The 18893-nt window shown below is 37.5% G+C and carries 20 protein-coding genes and 1 riboswitch; of the genes, 4 read left to right on the top strand and 16 right to left on the bottom strand.

All coding sequences use genetic code 11. From position 1 onward, the window contains the following. Positions 1 to 39 precede the first annotated feature (39 nt). Positions 40 to 546, bottom strand: a complete 507-nt coding sequence (locus tag AS180_RS02435) for a GNAT family N-acetyltransferase (RefSeq protein ID WP_025911101.1) — start codon at positions 544 to 546, stop codon at positions 40 to 42. A gap of 326 nt (positions 547 to 872) precedes the next feature. Here AS180_RS02435 and AS180_RS02430 point away from each other — a divergent pair, with 326 nt between their 5' ends. Continuing rightward, on the top strand, positions 873 to 1799 hold the full coding sequence (locus tag AS180_RS02430; protein ID WP_062686306.1) for a PD-(D/E)XK nuclease family protein: 927 nt from the start codon (positions 873 to 875) through the stop codon (positions 1797 to 1799). Between the two features lie 4 nt (positions 1800 to 1803). Here the strand turns inward: AS180_RS02430 and AS180_RS02425 are convergent, their stop codons facing one another. Beyond that, a complete protein-coding gene (locus AS180_RS02425; RefSeq protein WP_225002091.1) occupies positions 1804 to 2604 on the bottom strand; it encodes an HAD family hydrolase in 801 nt (266 codons plus the stop codon). A gap of 198 nt (positions 2605 to 2802) precedes the next feature. Between AS180_RS02425 and AS180_RS02420 the strand changes: the two genes are divergently transcribed. Next, positions 2803 to 3252: a MarR family winged helix-turn-helix transcriptional regulator gene (locus AS180_RS02420; RefSeq protein WP_025911105.1), complete on the top strand. Its 450-nt coding sequence runs from the start codon at positions 2803 to 2805 to the stop codon at positions 3250 to 3252. Positions 3253 to 3280: 28 nt separating this feature from the next. Here AS180_RS02420 and AS180_RS02415 read toward each other — a convergent pair whose 3' ends face one another. The 13 genes from AS180_RS02415 to AS180_RS02355 form a co-directional block, all read right to left on the bottom strand. Continuing rightward, positions 3281 to 3715 (bottom strand): hypothetical protein, encoded by a 435-nt coding sequence (locus tag AS180_RS02415; RefSeq protein WP_025911107.1) that lies wholly within the window; start codon positions 3713 to 3715, stop codon positions 3281 to 3283. 118 nt (positions 3716 to 3833) lie between these two features. Continuing rightward, positions 3834 to 4922, bottom strand: coding sequence for a tyrosine-type recombinase/integrase (locus AS180_RS02410; protein WP_226372915.1), 1089 nt, complete (start codon positions 4920 to 4922; stop codon positions 3834 to 3836). Between the two features lie 288 nt (positions 4923 to 5210). After that, positions 5211 to 6404, bottom strand: a complete 1194-nt coding sequence (locus AS180_RS02405; protein WP_062686305.1) for a TcaA NTF2-like domain-containing protein — start codon at positions 6402 to 6404, stop codon at positions 5211 to 5213. Between the two features lie 29 nt (positions 6405 to 6433). Next, positions 6434 to 7378: a TcaA NTF2-like domain-containing protein gene (locus AS180_RS02400; protein ID WP_139109140.1), complete on the bottom strand. Its 945-nt coding sequence runs from the start codon at positions 7376 to 7378 to the stop codon at positions 6434 to 6436. Positions 7379 to 7563: 185 nt separating this feature from the next. Next, positions 7564 to 8136, bottom strand: coding sequence for an energy-coupled thiamine transporter ThiT (thiT, locus tag AS180_RS02395; RefSeq protein WP_025911111.1), 573 nt, complete (start codon positions 8134 to 8136; stop codon positions 7564 to 7566). A gap of 60 nt (positions 8137 to 8196) precedes the next feature. Continuing rightward, positions 8197 to 8299: riboswitch (TPP riboswitch) on the bottom strand. Positions 8300 to 8366: 67 nt separating this feature from the next. After that, positions 8367 to 8861, bottom strand: a complete 495-nt coding sequence (locus AS180_RS02390) for a GNAT family N-acetyltransferase (protein WP_025911112.1) — start codon at positions 8859 to 8861, stop codon at positions 8367 to 8369. Between the two features lie 95 nt (positions 8862 to 8956). Further along, positions 8957 to 9535, bottom strand: a complete 579-nt coding sequence (locus tag AS180_RS02385; protein WP_025911113.1) for a cysteine hydrolase family protein — start codon at positions 9533 to 9535, stop codon at positions 8957 to 8959. A gap of 21 nt (positions 9536 to 9556) precedes the next feature. Then, on the bottom strand, positions 9557 to 9868 hold the full coding sequence (locus AS180_RS02380; protein WP_025911115.1) for a cupin domain-containing protein: 312 nt from the start codon (positions 9866 to 9868) through the stop codon (positions 9557 to 9559). Beyond that, a complete protein-coding gene (locus tag AS180_RS02375; RefSeq protein WP_025911117.1) occupies positions 9843 to 10610 on the bottom strand; it encodes a YqcI/YcgG family protein in 768 nt (255 codons plus the stop codon). The genes AS180_RS02380 and AS180_RS02375 overlap by 26 nt, the downstream gene beginning before the upstream one ends. Positions 10611 to 10813: 203 nt before the next feature. Continuing rightward, a complete protein-coding gene (locus AS180_RS02370; protein WP_025911119.1) occupies positions 10814 to 11638 on the bottom strand; it encodes an alpha/beta fold hydrolase in 825 nt (274 codons plus the stop codon). 211 nt (positions 11639 to 11849) lie between these two features. Continuing rightward, complete coding sequence (gene parC / locus AS180_RS02365) at positions 11850 to 14282, bottom strand: DNA topoisomerase IV subunit A (RefSeq protein WP_025911120.1); 2433 nt, start codon at positions 14280 to 14282, stop codon at positions 11850 to 11852. After that, on the bottom strand, positions 14279 to 16255 hold the full coding sequence (parE, locus tag AS180_RS02360) for a DNA topoisomerase IV subunit B (protein WP_025911122.1): 1977 nt from the start codon (positions 16253 to 16255) through the stop codon (positions 14279 to 14281). Before parE ends, parC begins: the two co-directional genes overlap by 4 nt. Before the next feature lie 297 nt (positions 16256 to 16552). After that, positions 16553 to 16975: a CoA-binding protein gene (locus AS180_RS02355; RefSeq protein ID WP_242531504.1), complete on the bottom strand. Its 423-nt coding sequence runs from the start codon at positions 16973 to 16975 to the stop codon at positions 16553 to 16555. Positions 16976 to 17162: 187 nt separating this feature from the next. Here AS180_RS02355 and plsY point away from each other — a divergent pair, with 187 nt between their 5' ends. Further along, a complete protein-coding gene (gene plsY / locus AS180_RS02350; RefSeq protein ID WP_062686303.1) occupies positions 17163 to 17753 on the top strand; it encodes a glycerol-3-phosphate 1-O-acyltransferase PlsY in 591 nt (196 codons plus the stop codon). A 369-nt stretch (positions 17754 to 18122) separates the two neighbouring features. Next, positions 18123 to 18413, top strand: coding sequence for a HesB/YadR/YfhF family protein (locus AS180_RS02345; RefSeq protein WP_025911127.1), 291 nt, complete (start codon positions 18123 to 18125; stop codon positions 18411 to 18413). Between the two features lie 34 nt (positions 18414 to 18447). Here AS180_RS02345 and AS180_RS02340 read toward each other — a convergent pair whose 3' ends face one another. Further along, on the bottom strand, positions 18448 to 18870 hold the full coding sequence (locus AS180_RS02340; protein WP_374699981.1) for an acyl-CoA thioesterase: 423 nt from the start codon (positions 18868 to 18870) through the stop codon (positions 18448 to 18450). Between the last annotated feature and the right edge of the window lie 23 nt (positions 18871 to 18893).

The raw sequence follows: 18893 nt of genomic DNA, 5'->3' as shown, positions 1-18893 counted from the left end.
CAAAAAGGAGCAGCGTAGACTGCTCCTTTTTGTTTAAACTTATTCAACATCTAATAATTTACTCATGATGTATTCGTCTACATATTGCCCATTAATTCGCAGCGAATGCTTTTTTGTGCCTTCAATTTGAAACCCGATTTTTTTATACAAATGAATTGCAATTACATTTTCAACTACAACTGTTAGCTCAAGGCGGTGAATTTGCTGTTCTTTTGCCCATTCTTCAAGCTGTTGAAACAACTGCAAACCAATACCCATTCCTCGATAGTCTTTTAAGATTCCCATCGACACATACGCGATATGGGCACTTCGGTTCACCACTCCACCTACAGCCTGTAAGTAACCAACCAGTTCACCCTCTACTTCTGCTACTAAAAGCGTAGAGTTTCGCTGTTGTTTCATCATTTCAATTTGCTTTTCCTGTTGCTCTGAACTTAGCTTTCGTTCGTTTTCTTCAAAAAGCATATACTGACTTTCAGTTTCTACTTGCTTAATCATCTCAACAAATTGAGGCGCATCAGTCATCTCTATTTCACGTATCACAATTGACTCCCCTTTTTTCTATCTAGCATTTATTTTAAAGGAATATGAAAAGTAACGCTATTGTCTTGCTTCGAATGACTCATGTGAAGAATGTACAAAAAGACGCCCAATTGGGCGTCTTTGATGCGTTTTGAGGCGAGGACCGTATGACCACATTCATACGTTTAGCAAAAGCATATCCTTCGACTTACACAAATTAGCTCATCGCTTCTTTACTATAGCACGGTCAAAGCGAAACAGCAAGCTTTTTTTAATTCTTTCGTCATTTTTCGTTCTAAACTTCAGAGAACTTCATATGTATGCTACAAAAGGATAAGGACGTGATACTTATGCTTCTAGCGAACCCTCCTCGTTTTTTTTGGTCACTCGCTCGCCATAATCAGATGATAGAGTGCCCAAGAAAATATGCTTATCAGTACTATTTTTCCCATCATGGTTGGCTTTCTTCTTCTACTGAACTTGCAAAACAAGCCTATCGCTTAAAGAAAATAGTTACTTTGCCGCTATTAGTGGGACAAGCAGTCAAGCAAGCTATTCGGAATTATTCCTTTACCACAAACACAGAATCAATCGAAGAGCACATGACTGCAATGCGTAATTTCATTGATCAAGAACTGCGTCGTGCTTATTTGCAAACACGAGATCATGGCGACGATTGGTATCATGAACCGAACGTGTACACCATGATGCTCGAATACTACCAAAAAGGTTATTTAGCAGATTATGAAATTCAACAAACAAAAACGTCTATCGAGAGGTGTGTAACTTCTTTCTTTCGAAGTAAAACATTCAGAGAACTTCAGTCAATTGATTTAATTCAAATTCTCCCTCAAGAAGCGTTTTGCTCAGTAGAGCTCAACTCAGTCAAAATATTTGTTTCACTTGACCTTCTCTACCATAAACCAACTACAAACGAATACATTATCGTGAATTGGCAGACAGGAAAGCAAGCACATGATCATCTGACACAACTTGCCCTTTGCGCTTTTTATATACAGCAAACTTATAATGTACCACTGAATGTCATTCAGATTCGTAACGAATACCTTTATTTAGGAGGGAGTCACACCTATTATGTGACAGCAAAAGAAATAGATGAATTCCATCATACTATTAAAGAGAGCCTGATGAACATGCATCTATATATCGAGCACTCAGAATACAATCAACCAAAGCCACTAAGCGCTTTTCCGATGAAACAAAGTACTCGCTGTAAACAATGTGTCTACCAAGAGCTCTGTGAAAAAACAGATTAAACGATTATTCTTGATTTAAAAACTCATGTAATTCACTCAGCCTCTTAATCTCATGAAACGGTACAACTTTATCCGCTTTTTTGTCATCACGATTCACCCAGACAGAGCGTATCCCAGCTCGAGAAGCGCCAAGAATGTCCGTCATTAAATTATCACCAACCATAATCACTTCATCTTTTGATAAGTTTAACAAAGATAAAGCATGATCAAAAATCGACGGATCCGGCTTCCCTCTTCCAAATGCTCCAGAGATGACAATCTCATCGAAATAAGGAACAATTTCTGGCGTAATCTCTAGTTTTATATTCTGAAGTTGAGGCGACCCGTTTGTTAATAGCAATAGCTTATAGTTTGATTGTAGTTCATTTAACACATCAAACGTATCTTCATATACGAACGGATTACGGCGACGCTCTTTAGGGAATCGCTCTGCAAGCTCTGCACCAAATGCTTCGTCATCAATTCCAAGTGACTTTAATCCTTGCGTCCACGCATTCTTGCGATAGATTGGTACAATTTGTTTCATTTTTTGGAAGTTCTCATGTTCATCATGGAAATCTCCCCATAGCCCTTCAAATGGATTAATACCAATCATTTTTGTAAACTCGTACGTTTCGTATGTAGCATAAAGTGAAGAAGCCGCTTCGCGTACAGCTGCTTCTAACTCAATAGGATCAACATCATATTTTTCACTCGCGTACTCACACGTTGCACGGAACGCTTCCGCAACGCTTTTTTTATCCCATAACAACGTATCATCTAAGTCGAAGAAAATTGCTTTGATGTTCATTTTACCAGTACTCATTCAGACACCTCTTTTATTTATTGAAAAAGTTGAACTATTCTAACACTAGATTACCTTGTTCAATTAAAGAAGTCTAGCTAAATTCGAACTCTACTTAAATGATAGCGTTATCATTTTAAAAAACCTTAGTTAGAATGTAACTGAGAGAGTAGAATGTGATATGATGAAAAGACTGAGTATGTACTTGGAGGTAAATAAATGAAATCAATGGAAGAAATGTACGGTTTTACGACTGCGAAGGTTGGAAAGCGCCTGAGTAGGCTGGTAGCTAGTTTTCTAAGACCCTACGACATAACGCCTGAACAATGGACGGTATTAAAAAAGGTATCAGAATCTGATCGAATTACTCAAAAGCAGCTAGCGATAAAAGCAGATAAAGATCAAGCTACACTCACAAAAATTTTAGATTTGTTAGAAAAAAGCGGTCACTTACAGCGTATTAGAAATCCTGAAGATCGCCGCTCTTACTATATTCAACAAACAGAAAAAGGAATGGCTTTGCAAGAGGAAATAACAGGTCCGATTGAAGACCTTTTTAAAATGCTAACAGCGGAAATTGATGAAGCCGATTTAGCTGCTTATTTTAACGTACTTCAACAATTAGAAAAAAAAGCAGAATCTCTTCAAGAAGAGATTGGACATACATAAAGCAGGCATTTCACTTAAAGCGCCTGCTTTAAATACATCTTGCCATTTTTAGCACATCTTCAATTTGTCTCAGCGTTTCCATTGCTTCTTCATCTAGTGCCGTAAACTTAAACGCAATTGACTCGGCCTCTGCGTTAACGAAGGGTTCTTTGTTAGTATCCTTTCGAAACGCTGTAATGTTTTCAAGTAAATATTTAAATGGTGATGTTAAGTTACTTCTTCGAAAGCGTAAACTCACCGTTGAAGGCGTTCGTTTTTGCAACTCATTACTACCTTCGTATTGAATGGCTCCTATGTACCGATCTCCCGCTTCTCTTGATTCTTTATTCCGGTATAGCTGTACAGTTTGTGTCGTGCCGTGCCAATCAATGTACAACCCTGCGCTTTCACATAAATCATGAATGTAATGAAAAATTTCGGTCACTTCTCCGAAATGATGTTGAAGCGGATGCTTAACACCCATTGCACTTCGCCTCCCTTTTTTAGACCATTATATTTGATGAATGAAGGGTTTATTCGAAAAAAAGAAGCGAAATGAGAGAGTTTCATTTTATAAGTTTACATAATATAGTTATAGGAACCTAACGATAACCGGAATTTCGAAATGCATCATAAACCGTATCTTCTTGTAATTTTTCTAGGTAAATATTAGTCGTTGCAATGGAGGCGTGTCCAACTACTTGTTTCACCACCGATAATGGTACGTCATTCGCTAAGCTGTTCGTAATGAACGTATGACGAAACCAGTGTGGTGAAATAGACGAATTACCTTGAATCGCATAAACCGCTGTTTTGATGAGCCGATAAAGTGTTGTATACGATAATCTTTTTTTGACTCCTGTTTTGACAAATGGTTTAAGTTGAAAGAAAAGCGGCGTTTCATCCGACGGATTCAGCATCGTCGATTCTCCTAAACTTTCTCGGTAGTGAAATAGAGCATTTTGAACGTCTTTAAATACTGGAATTGTTCGCTCTTTTTTTCCTTTTCCGAACACATCTACTAACATATTGCCACGACGATCTTCACGAAAGCTTCCCCAATTCAAGCTTAATACTTCACTAGACCTCATTCCGCTTAAATATAAAAGCATACCGATTAAGCGATTTCGTGCTTGGTACTCTTCTTTTAGCATGGAATGTTTTACCGTATCTTCAAGCGCTTTTACAATGAGCTCAGCTTCTCTTGTGCTTAACTCTCTGTATTCCGTTCGATTAACCTGTTTCTTTTCGCTATAATGTCCTTTTGAAACAGTAGGCTTTTCGATCCATGTTGTATAGAGCGCACTATAAAAATGGGTTTCATGACCAAACGTGAGCATCCTTCTGAAAAACTCTAGTTTTCTTGCTGCGCTTCTTTTGGCATAGGTTTGATTCATCCAATGATTAAATGCCTTCACTTCCATAAACCCAATCTCTTTTAAGGAAACGTCTAACTCTTTAAAAAAAGTCAAAACTGTTTTTAAATCTTGATTGTACGCTCGAATGGTATGCGGAGATAGCTCAGGTTTTATCATTTTAATTTTCATAAAAAGCTCAACAAACGTTCCATCGTCTGTATGACCCAACGATAGATTTTGGTTTTCATCTAGTAGATTTCCCCACTGTTCTTTTAATTGCCGAAATGACAGAGAGGATTGACTTTGTATCAATACGTTGTCACTTTTCATCATTTCCACCTTCTTTTAACTAATATCTTTTATAAGCTTCAAAATCTACCCTAAGGCGTTTTTTACATCTTGAATGTATTGGTATTAAAATCAATTTAAAACGAAAAATAAACCTATTTAAAGAGGTCGTTTTTTTTAACGATTCAATAATTGTGTAAAAATATGTAATTTATTAGCGATTTTTCCGTTTTTTCTTTACTTTATCATACTAACGCAAGATAAGAAAGAGTTATCTTGCGTTAGTATAGTAAAGTATTTTCTTATAAAAAAGCTCAGGTAGACTCTGAGCTTTCAATAAGATTCTAACTGAGTAATGACGAGCTTTTCATTTTCATGTACGATTGTGTACACTCGGTAATACTCTTTTTCTTCTGTATGTTCATTAATGGTAATGTTCATAACTTCTTTCGTTTTTACTTCGTAGCTATTTGCTTCTTTAGACGTCCATTCTAAAACTTCAACCGTTGCAAGATCTTCTCGTATTGTTCGATCATAGAGTGTTTTGACAAGCTGCTGTTGTTCGCTAAACAACGTGCTATCTTTTTCAAAATAATGTTGAATGCGATCAAACTCATTAAGATTAATTGCTTCTGTTAAATCACGTAAATACGTTTCCGTAAACGAACGAACAACCGAAGCGTCTACTTCTGTAACCTTGTTCAAATCTACATCATTATCTTCCAAAGGCAAAGTTACTGGCACATCCTCTTGAACTTCGTTAATCCGCTCTGAACTCTTTGCCAAAACACCAAATTCTCCAGAATCATCTTTAAATAGTAAGATTTTTTCTTGATTACCATGTTCATCTTCAATAGTCGTTTCTTTGTTAAACGAAACTGCTTCGTTAGGCGTTATTTTTTTCAGATATTCTAAATACTCATCTGACGAAATATCTAACGGTTTTTGACGATACGTCATTTCGTCCCATTCATTTAACTTCCAACCATCTTTTCCGTATTTCATATTCAAGTAAATAGTTGTACCTCCGTTCCCTTTTTCGTCCAGTGGCTGAATAGCTGAGATTGAAAATTGACCGGGGCGGTTGTTAATCACTTTAAAACGTACGGTTGTCGCTAGATTTGGAATAGACTGCTCATCACATTGACAGTAATAAGAAGTGGCGATTGTTTTTAGTTTCGTAGCAACTAATGAACTCGTAGCAAATTCTTTGAGCCTAGGGCTTAGCAATTGAAAATCTGCTGGTTTCTCTTCACTGTCCCATCCCTCTTGTTTACCTAAGATATCAAATGTTTGGATAACATTCTTCAACGAATCTGTAGCAAGCTGTTTGGCTTCTTCATTTGTCACAACGGGAAGAGAAGAACTCTTTTGTGTCTCATTAGCAGACTCATCGACATCAACCAGAACGGTAGCTTCTGATTCAGGCTCTTTTGGTGTCGGAGCCGGAGCAGACTTTGTCTCACTACATGCTGACAGCACAAGCCACAGGAAACAAATTATGGCCACGATATATAGATTTCCCATTTGAATCCCCCTTTTTTCTTTTATCTTGTTTAACTTTCAAACGTGGACAGCTCAAATGCGCCTGCAGGAATCGTCCATTTAGACTCAGAAGCCTTTTCTAAATGATGAATAACAAAAAGAGAATTTGCTTTTAGGGTCACGACAATTGTTCCTTTATTTCCATTATTGTCCGTATCGTAATGAATAACAGCTTGATTATGTTTAAAAATTATGTTTTCTGCTTCTACTGTAGCTACTTCTACTGAATTTGGTGGCTTATAGGCATGAATCTTCACCGTAGCCTCTGAGCTAGAAGAAGCATAAAACTCTACGATTGGAGCACCTTTTAAGTCAGAATTGGCAGTGGACCATTTACCGTTATATTCATTTAAGCTAGCTGCTCTTGTAATAGCTGGTGCATTTGACTTCGTTTCTTCTGCTTTATCCATTGTATACGGCTCTACGCTTTTAATTCGCAATGTACCTTGATCGCTTATTAGCGTATACAATTGATTAATACTCTTTGTATAATCCTTTTTATTAGGTTGATGGATGGTGACCTCTTCAAACGTTTGTAAATTTATTTGATTTTTCTCAGCTTCATACCAGTTCACAACTTGAAACGTCTTTAGTTCTTGACGAATTCCTTGCTCCGAAAAATTATCAATTTTCATTACTTGCTGTTTATAAAACTCACTATCTTCTATTATATATGTCTGAATTGACTTAGCTGATTTATGAAGGATTCCATCATGTAAAGCCTTGAAGTAGCTATTCATAAACTGCGAGATTATTTTTTCATCTATTGTATCTGAAATATCATATCTGTACTGGTTTTCAACAACATCTTTCTTTGCTTCTTGATCATGACTTTCTATCTCTCCTGCAATCATCAAGTCCGTATCGACTTCAGTTGCTTTTTGAGCTTTTTGCTGACATCCTGCGAGTAAAAGGGATGTTGCAATCGTCATGTAAAGGAGATTACGTTTGTTCATTAACATGATTCCTTCCTACAAAAAATGGTATGTATATTCTTCCAACAAACAGACCTAGTATACCATTCTACAAAAAAACCCTCAACCCTTTCATAAAAAGAACAAAAACACTGAAAACATGTAAATTGGTTTAAAAACGCAAAAAACCTATAGGATGTTACTCCTATAGGTTTCATTCCTTTTATTTATGATGCGCGATTTAATACCACTCTTGCAGCAGACGGAATTAATACGGCTAAAATGATTAGGCAAGCAATCATGGATCCCACCATTGCTAGTCCGTTCATCGTAAATGAATACCATAATGCAGATACTCCTTTTGGCGCATAAGAGCCCCAAAAAATAATCCCTGCAACAAAGTGCCAAAAATAGCGAGCAACGCTGCCGATAACAATTGCTAAAATAATAAATGTAAATGCTTTTGTTCGATTGTTAGTAGCTAAGTTCTGCTTAATAGCACCAGACAATAGCCCTGCTAGACCAATGAATGCAAATGCAATAAAATATTCGATAAATGCTTGTAGAGGTGTTAATACATAAGCAGTACCCGTGACAACTTGTAGCAATCCCCACAAAAATCCAGCTACCACGCCTGATTTAAATCCCCATCGAAAGCAAATAATGAAGATTGGTACCATGGAAAATGATATGGACACGGCAGGTGCAATTGTAATTGATGGCAATATATCAATTATCATTGCTAGAGCTGCAAAGATTGCCACTTCAATTTTCGCTTGTAAAGACATTCCTTTGTTCATCGTCTTTTCACTCCTGTTGTAAAATCATTAGTATTCAACGACAAACACAGGAGGCAGCACAAGCTGCACGCTCCACACTCCCTACGCTAGCATTAACTAACAGGTTCAAAGGGTCAGAACAATTGGTTCACTCTCAGCCATTCAGGCTCCCCCTGTGGTACGTTGATATGTATTATTAGAACGCTTTCTATTATAACATAATTCTCAAACAAGATACTATTTAATTTCACTTAAAGAATCAGTTGATAAAACAGAACATCTTGCCATTGATTGAACTTCCATCCTACTTCTTTAAATTCCCCACAAAAGGTAAATCCAAACTGTTCATGCATTTTAATACTTTTATCGTTTCCTTTTGTAATACCAGAAATAACAACGTGATGATTTAACTCTTTTGCTTGTACTAGAATAGCTTCCATTAACCTTTTACCAATTCCAAATCCTTGGTGAGCTTCATCTACATAAACGGAGAGTTCAACTGTTCGAATATATGCTTCTTTATCACGGTAGGAAGACAAAGATGCGTATCCAGCTACTTCACCATTTCGTTCAGCAACAAGCAGTGGAAACAGTTGACTTTGGTCGTGAGATTCAAACCAGCTTTTACGTTGCCCAATTGTTACAGGAGTTAAGTCAAATGTTGCTGCGCTTTGGCGTACTGACTGATTATAAATAGCCACCATTGTAGGTAAGTCTTCTGCTAAAGCTTTTCTAATTACTGTCATGATGTATCGTGCTCCTTTTTCAAAATGATGTTTCTATTGTACTTGTTTTTGTCAGAATAATCTACACAAAAAACCTGATGCAAAAGCATCAGGCCTCATTTTATATATTGATAGGATTGCAGTACGCGTAGGGCTTCGGATGTTGAAGTAACCGTTGCAAATTCATTGTGAAGAGATGATAAGCTTAAGCGATGAACATCTTCTGCTGCAAAAGTTGTTTCACCGTCATATGATAACAGATTGAAACACGCAGTTGCATCGTGGATGACGTAAGTGCGATAACCTAAGTTTCCTGCCATGCGTGCCGTTGTAGAGACGCAATGGTTCGTTGTTAAACCTACTAGTATAAGCGTATCGTATCCGTTTTCCTTCAGATAGTTATCCAGTTCTGTTCCTATAAAACAGCTATTTTTATGCTTTCGAATTAAGTATTCATCACCAACAGGACCGAAACCTTCTTTGAAACGGAATCCTTCCGTCCCTGGAAAAAGAGGAGATGTTTCGCTTTTTGAAGCATGCTGGACATGAATAACCGGAAACTGCTGTCTCCTCCAAGCTTGTAAAAGAGTGAGCATATTATCTTCTGCATGAATATTATTACGAGTTCCCCAAGCATCTTGTTCAAAACCTTTTTGTACATCTATTATGATTAAAACAGGGTTTGATTGAATCATTCCAGTCATCAACTTCTTTCATCAAAATTTTAAAATGGAGATTACATACGTACAACCATTCACATCAGCTTTTGACGCATGCTTTGTGTGTTTTGGTAAATAAATACGATCTCCCGCTTCGCACTGAGTTGTTTCTCCCTCAACTGTAAAATAAATAGATCCTTTAATAATATGAAGAATCTCGTCGGTAGGGTGAGTATGACTTGGGTGTTCCTGCCCTGCAACATCATGTTGAACCTCTACATAACCGGTATGTTTTGGAAGTAGTTCATGTATAACTTCTTCAAGACCACCGCCAATTCCTTTTTTAATAAAGGCTTTTTTTAACTCCATCTCTTTCACTCCTTTTTAGCTTGAATGGACATTCTGTTGGGAACGAGTTGTTAACATCTCGTAAGAAATACTGCTTCCATTCATGATTTTCTTGATCTCCATACCATCCTAGATGAGGATGCGCTTCAACTTTGTCGTAATCTTCAAGTCGATTCCGAACCGTTTTTTGAACTTGCTGTCCCATTTTTGTATGAGGAGTCATTCCCTCAAACACCCATCTAGGCTGAAATGTAATTATGAAACTGCTGCTCTTTCGGCTTTTTCGTAATTCATGTACAGGCGTATTACAGACAACAAATATTGGCTCACCTTCAAAACAAAACTCCCATAGAGGATCGTTAGGGTTTTTGGGGATTTCTTCGGGCCAAGGCTTTCCATCAATTCGATGTAAAAATGTGAGGGTATCCCAAAACATCGTTTCATACTGAATCATCGTACGTTTTTTATATTCAGGCTCAAAGAACACAACAAATGATGTATAGCGACCTAATGTGCGAAAGCATGCCATATATTCTTTAAGTGCATCTGCACAGAGCCTGATATCTTTATAATTATATGGTGAAGACACAAACGCAAATCGCAGCAAATCTTTTTTTAATCCCTCTACTCCTAAAATGCAGGGGAAAGGGTTCTCTTCAGAAAGCATGTCTTGACTAAAATCACTAAAAACCGCTTTTCCCCATTCAGGAACAATAGGCGAATCCATAATTTCCTTGCTATTGAATAGCTTTTTATTTCTCATTAAAACCCTCCTTACAGATTTCCACCAGATATTTTTATTAGAAACAGGGACGCTTTATATTCGTTTTCCTTGTATTTTCCAAATTCACAAACGACCGGAATAGGAAATAAGTAAACTTTTAGAAAGAAAGGCTTTTGGTAGGAATTCCACCGATTTGCCTATAGAAGACCGTTTATCACCATAATTTTATATCCTCGTTGCAGTCAATCTCTTTTCGCAGCAGAATAAACAATGTCTTTTAAGGTTTCAGTAAACTTTTTTTGTTCATCGTAAAAAAGGCCGTGACCGCTCTTTTCAAAAGGAATTAACGTTGAACCCTCAATTCCTTTATGCATGGCTTCAGCTAAAGGAAACGGACAAATTTGATCTTTCTTTCCGTGTAAAATATACGCTTTTACAAAAATTTGACTCAAGTCTTCACGGAGATCTTCATCACGCAGTGACTTTGCTGTTTTAATCGTTCCGTGACCTGAAGCTTCTAGACCTAGTAATTGAAACCAATCTCTAAAAGAAGAGCTAATTTTTGAATTAAAAAATTTCTGGCCAAAATCGGCGAGCATAGCTGGTCGATCTTGATACGTCGCTTGAATGATGCTATCTACTTCTCCCTTAGAAAGTCCATAAGGAAAATCGTCTCTTTTAATAAAGCTAGGGACAGCTGCACCAGCTAGAATCAGTTTGTTCACACCAAATCCTAAATGTCTACTCATATACCGCAGGGCAATTGCTCCTCCCATTGAAAAACCAACTAACGTTAGAGCTGAAAGTTGTAAGGCGTGAATAACTGCTCGAACATCGTCGGCTAATGAGTTATATGTATAGCCTTTGAACGGTCGACTTGATTTTCCAAACCCGCGTAAATCTATTGCAATGCAGCGAATCCCATGTTTCGGAAGCTCATTAAACTGATATTCAAACATTGTATGATTAACTGGCCAGCCGTGAAGAAACAGTATAGGCATTCCACTCCCAATGTCTTCAACATATATTTTCGTACCCTTTTGATCAACGGTAAGGTAATATCCCATAAAAATACACTTCCTTTCATTATGCCTACTTTATTTTTATGTTGATATTCTCTGTTCATGTTGATATTCTCTGTTCATGTTGATATTCTCTGTTCATGTTGATATTTTCTTAGCTGCTATTTTTTATTTATATTGATTATTTAGAACATAGTTTATATAGAATCTATATAAACTAAAAAGAACGCTGCAAAACAGCGCTCTTTTTAGTTTATTATTTTGTTTTTTTTTCAATCCACATATCAATAACGTCCCCGGATTCCGCTTGATCGATTGCAAATGAACCGTTGCTATAGCGATCGCTTGGTCGCATTGACGCTGGATCAATGCGCTCTGTTTGATTTTTCTCAGACTGTATCACAACCTCATCTTCCTTCGTGACAATCTTCACTTTTGTAATTTGATGAGGATTTGCTTTTAATTCACGAACCATTACTAATCCACGTTTCGCTCGAGATGACTGCTCAAATTCTGTCATTTTTGTTTTCTTAATAGCACCTCGGTGCGTTGTAATAAATAAATCTGTTTCCTTCACTTTTTCTTCACTAAAAACAGCTCCGCTAACGACATAATCATTTTCTTTCAAATTGATTCCTTTTACACCTGCAGCGCGCGTTCCAACAACATTGACTTCCTCTTCAGCAAACCATAAGCCGTATCCTTGGCGAGTGGCAATAAAGACCTGCTGCTTGCCATTTGTTACGTACACATCAACTACTTCGTCATTACCTTTTACATTCACAGCGACTAGAGCTTTAGAATAACGTTGCGCCTTATACTGTAGCAACTCAGATTTTTTAATCATGCCGTTTTTCGTAAAGAATAATAAATAGTAATCTTCTTTAAACTCTTTAATTGGAATGGCTTTCACAATATGGTCGTCTTTATCAATTGGAACAATGTTCATGATATGCTGCCCCATATCCTTCCATCTAATATCAGGAAGTTCATGTACAGGGAGATATAAATAGTTTCCTTTTCTTGTGAAAATTAAGAGCGTTTCTGTTGTATTAATTTCTAACTTTGAAAGAATCCGATCCGTGTCCTTCATACCAAAATCCTGCCCATTCGAAGCTGAATATGAGCGTAAGCTTGTGCGTTTGACATAGCCATCCTTTGTGACCGTCACAATGACATCTTCAGAAGGAACCATAACTTCTAGGTTAATTTTAATTTCTTCAATCTCCGCTTCAATCTTTGCGCGGCGCTCGTCACCATACTGCTTTTTCACGCGGCGAAGATCTTTTTTAATAACGTTAAAAAGCTTTTTTTCACTTGCTAGAATGGCCTCTAGCTCTGTAATCTTTTCTGTAAGCTCTTTTGACTCCTGTTCTAACGCTGTAATATCAGTATTTGTTAAGCGATATAGCTGTAAGGAAACGATTGCTTCTGCCTGCTTTTCTGTAAAGTCAAATTGCGTGATTAAGTTATCCTTCGCATTTCGCTTGTCTTTTGACGCTCGAATGGTGGCAATTACTTCATCTAAGATGGATAAAGCTTTAATTAAACCTGCAACAATGTGTTCGCGTTCCTTCGCTTTTGTTAATTCATATTTCGACCGATTGGTTACGACTTCACGCTGGTGCTCAATATAAGCATCCAAAATGCTTGGTAGATTCATTAACTTCGGTCGTTTCTTTGAAATAGCTACCATATTAAAGCTGTAAGGCACTTGTAAATCAGTATTTTTATATAAATAGTGTAAGACACCTTGTGCATTAGCATCTTTTTTTAATTCAATGACAATTCGCAGACCTGTGCGATCGGTTTCATCACGAACTTCTGCAATGCCTTCTACTTTGCGATCAATGCGAAGCTCATCCATTTTTTTAACAAGGTTTGCTTTATTCACCTCAAACGGAATTTCTGTAATCACAATTTGTTGCTTTCCGCCGCGCACATCTTCAATTTCTGCTTTTCCGCGAATGATTATTTTCCCTTTACCTGTTTCGTAAGCTTTTTTGATTCCATCAATGCCTTGTATAATACCCCCAGTTGGAAAATCTGGACCATTAATGACGGTCATTAGCTCCTCAACTGAGCTTGATGGGTTATCAATTCGCATAATCGTTGCGTCAATGACTTCTCCAAGATGGTGAGGTGGAATTTCAGTAGCATACCCGGCAGAAATTCCAGTTGAGCCATTTACAAGTAGACTCGGGAACATGGCTGGGAGCACCGTCGGCTCTTCGCTAGTGTCGTCAAAGTTAGGAACAAACTCTACCGTTTGTTTGTCAATATCACGTAATAACTCAGATGCTATTGCTGATAAACGTGCTTCCGTATAACGCATTGCTGCCGGTGGATCACCGTCAATACTACCGTTGTTCCCGTGCATTTCAACAAGTACGTTTCGTACTTTCCAATCTTGACTCATACGCACCATCGCATCATAAACCGAGGAATCTCCATGCGGGTGATAGTTACCGATTACGTTACCAACTGTCTTTGCTGATTTACGAAACCCTTTTTCAGCCGTGTTTCCTTCCACATGCATTGCATACAAGATGCGGCGCTGTACCGGCTTTAATCCGTCTCTTGCATCGGGTAGCGCGCGCTCTTGAATAATATATTTACTATATCGTCCAAAGCGGTCGCCAATTACATCCTCAAGAGGTAAATCTAAAAATCGTTCTGTTTGTGTCATTGTACATCCTCCTCTGAGACCGTTACTACATTTTCGTTATCTAAAATATTTGGATCTTCTTCTAGTCCAAACGCTACGTTACTTTCAATCCATTTTCGTCTTGGTTCTACCTTATCCCCCATTAGCGTAGTAACACGACGATCTGCTCGGGCTGCGTCATCAATGCGCACACGAATAAGCGTTCTTGTATCAGGATTCATAGTGGTTTCCCATAGCTGATCTGCATTCATTTCTCCTAAACCTTTATAACGCTGAATCATATAGCCTTTGCCAACTTTTTTTATCGCCCCTTCTAATTCTTCATCACTCCAAGCATATTCTAGAACTTCTTTCTTTCCAGTTCCTTTGCTTACTTTATACAGAGGCGGAAGGGCAATAAATACTTTTCCTGCTTCAACTAATGGTTTCATATAGCGATAGAAGAATGTTAAAAGTAGTACTTGGATGTGAGCTCCATCTGTATCGGCATCGGTCATAATGACAATTTTGTCATAGTTAATATCATCCACTTCAAATTCAGCTCCAACACCGCCGCCAATTGCGTGAATAATCGTACTAATCTCTTCGTTTTTAAAAATGTCTTGAAGCTTCGCTTTTTCAGTATTAATAACTTTACCTCTCAAAGGCAGTACAGCCTGAAAACGACGGTCACGACCTTGTTTAGCAGAACCACCAGCAGAGTCTCCCTCAACTAAATATAGCTCATTTTTTTGTGGATTACGTGATTGTGCAGGTGTTAACTTACCGCTTAGAACCGTTTCTTGACGCTTTCTTTTTTTACCGTTACGTGCGTCTTCTCTTGCTTTTCTCGCAGCTTCTCTTGCTTGAGCAGCTTTAATGGCTTTTTTTACAAGCAGCGAGCTTACGTCTGGATTTTCCTCTAAAAAATACGCTAACTTTTCGGAAACAACAGCATCTACAGATGAACGTGCCTCACTTGTCCCGAGCTTCCCTTTTGTTTGACCTTCAAATTGAAGAAGTTCTTCTGGGATACGAACAGAAACAATCGCACCTAATCCTTCACGTATGTCCGTCCCTTCAAGGTTTTTATCTTTTTCTTTTAGAAGATTTACTTTTCTTGCATATTCGTTAAACGCACGTGTCATCGCCGTTTTTGCTCCGGATTCGTGCGTTCCACCGTCTTTTGTACGAACGTTATTAACAAAGGATAAAATCGTCTCTGAATAACCATCGTTAAATTGAAACGCAAATTCTACTTCAATATTATTCTGAAAACCTTCAAAAGAAACAACTGGATGCAGCGTATCTTTTTCTTCATTTAAATATGTAACAAAAGCTTCAATTCCCGTTTCATAGTGAAACACTTCGTGCTGATTATGTCTCTTATCAATTAGTTCAATTTTAAAACCTTTTAACAAGAACGCCGATTCACGTAAGCGTTCGCTTAATGTATCAAAGTTATAAACAGTTGCTGAGAAAATGGATGGATCCGGCTTAAAATGAATGGTCGTTCCTGTTTTTCTCGTTGTTCCCTTTTTCTCTAACGTTGTAACGGGTTTCCCGCCGTTTTCAAAGCGTTGTTCATAGATGGTACCATCGCGGTAAATTGTAACCGTTAACCATTCAGATAACGCATTTACAACCGATGCACCTACACCATGTAAACCACCGCTTGTTTTATAGCCACCTTGCCCAAACTTACCTCCAGCATGAAGTACTGTTAAGATAACTTCAGGTGTAGGTTTTCCTAATTTATGCATACCGGTCGGCATTCCGCGCCCTTTATCCTGCACTGAAATGGAATTATCTTGGTGAATGGTTACAATGATTTCTTCACCATATCCTGCTAGCGCCTCATCAACCGAGTTATCGACAATTTCATAAACTAAATGGTGAAGCCCTCTTGTATCTGTGCTTCCTATATACATTCCTGGTCGTTTACGAACAGCATCTAATCCTTCTAATACTTGAATTGCATCTTCGTTATAATTAAACTTTTGCTTTTGAGCCATTCATACATACCCCTTCCATACAAACACACTTTCCTCATTATGTAGAAGACAGCAGTGCGCTGCCTTTTATATGTTTATCTTTACTTGTTCGTGTTTCATCCGCTCAGTAAGAACATACGTTTCTATTTTAGCACACTTAAACGATTTTAGCACATATTTCCGTATTATAAAAGCTTATATAGCTCTATCCCTTGATTATAGATGACCTTTGAAGCGTTGTCTAACAGTCATTTGATCGAAGATATGAAAAACCCATGCTTCCATTCACGCATGGGTTTTTCATATCCTATCAAAGATTTATTTCGTTAACGCATGTTCCACTTTAATACAACGATCCATAACAACCGTATAGCCTTTACTTGCTAAAAGTTCATATGCCTCTTCATTTATTAGTCCTAGCTGAGCCCAATAAATATCCGCATCAATTTCTAAGAACTCTTTCGCAACATCTAATAAATGCTCAGATCTTCTGAACACGTTTACAATATCAACATGCCCCTCAACATCTGTTAATGATTTTACGGCTTTCACACCTAATACTTCATCGACTAATGGGTTAACTGGTATAATTTCATAACCAGCTTTTTGCATAGCTTCTGAAACCATATACGACGTTCGTTCTGGATTATCTGATAGCCCTACTACTGCAATTCGCTTACTATCTTTTAGAATCTTTCCTAATTCTTCACGTGATGGAATTTGAACTGTCACACTTTTCATCTCCTTTTATGCTTAAACGTTCGATGTATAAAATAAATTTCCTGCATATGTTACCCGTTTTTTAGTATTTTGTAAACATTTCCTTCAAACTTACAGAAAAAAAGACTCTGCTGAAAAACTATGTATGGTGTTTTTGCTATCTCATGGTAAAATAGATACGATATATAGATAAAGGAGCTTTTGTCAAATGGATTATCTATTACCTATTCTGGCCTATATCATCGGCTCTATTCCCTTTGGACTAGTTGTTGGAAAATGGGGATATGGCATCGATATACGTGAACATGGGAGCGGAAACCTAGGAGGGACCAACAGCTTTCGAACGCTAGGAGTAAAAGCAGGTATCCTTGTAACGCTGGGAGACATTTTAAAAGGAACGTTTGCTGCTTCATTAGCTGTTTTGTTTCATTCAGGACTTCATCCTCTTTTCGTCGGTTTATTCGCCGTTATTGGACATACATATCCGCTATTTGCGAAGTTTAAAGGTGGCAAAGCCGTTGCCACATCTGCAGGTGTTTTATTATTTTATGAGCCTCTTTTATTTTTAACATTGCTTGCTTGCTTCTTCATTTGCTTATACATCACCAAGTATGTATCGCTATCCTCAATGATTGCAGGTATCATTGCATTTATTTATACACTATTTACAGGCGAACTAATTTTAATCATCATTGTTGGATTCTTGGCTTTTTTTGTCATTTATCGCCACCGCGCGAATCTTGGTCGAATTCGTCAAGGGACGGAACCAAAAGTTACGTTTTTCTCAAAAAAGAAATGAAGGTAAAAAGCCTTCATTTCTTTTATTTTCATCGTTGTAAGCGAATACATTTATATTTTTTAGCTATACTGACAGTAGGAGGTGATTGAGATGAAGCCGAGCCGCTGTCCAATGTGTAAGCGTGAAAAAAAGATTCATAAACAAACGCAAAGCAGTCGTTATTGCATTCATTGCTGGGAAACAATTGAGAAGCCCTATGAATTTAAATGAAGAAGGTAGTCAAAGTGGTTATTTAGAACATTGTTTACTTTATAACTCCTTTGACTATCTTTTTTACCCTTCCACGTTCATCCAATTGTATTAATGGTAATTTTAGCTTTTTTCTACTATAATAAGAAAGGAAACCTAGTGATGGAAGGAGCACACACAATGAAATTAAACGTAACAGAACAAGCTGCCCAATGGTACAAAGATGAAATGATGTTAGAAGGCAATGAACATTTGCGCTTTTTCGTTCGCTACGGTGGTTGTAGTAATGTTCAAAAAGGATTCTCGCTTGGTATTAATAAAGACCAGCCGTCCAATATCGGTGTCAAAGCTGAAGTTAATGGTTTAACATTCTTTGTAGAAGAAGAAGATCTTTGGTATTTCGATGGTCATGATTTAAAAGTTGTCTTTAATGAAGAGGCAAGTGAACCTGAATTTATTTACGAAGCATAATAAAAAAAGCATCGACTATACATCGATGCTTTTTTTACTCTTTGCTTTTTTTAGCGTTTTCATAAGCTGCATGCCATTCCGGTAACTGCTTTCGAATGGAAATCGGCTTGAAGTTTTCTTTTTTCACGCAAACATGCGAAGAAGTTCCAGTTAGAGCAATACTTCCATCTGGCGTTATAATTTCATATCCATACACAACGCGCAAGCCATCATAATAATCAAGCCACGTTTGAATTTTAGCTGTTTCTCCGTAATGAAGTGGCTTTTTATAGGAAACGTTAATGTCAATGACTGGTGATAAGATACCATCTTTCTCCATTTCAGCATAATTAAAGCCCAAATCTCGAATAAACTGCGTACGCCCTAATTCCATCCACACTAAGTAGTTTGCATGATACACTACGCCCATTTGGTCCGTTTCACTATAGCGTACATCAATTTCTTTTATTGAAATCATGATTTTATTTCCTCCTACATCGC

It is taken from the genome of Priestia veravalensis (assembly GCF_001457055.1).
GTDB classification, from domain to species: Bacteria; Bacillota; Bacilli; order Bacillales; family Bacillaceae_H; genus Priestia; species Priestia flexa.
This window is presented reverse-complemented; position numbering and strand designations above follow the sequence as displayed.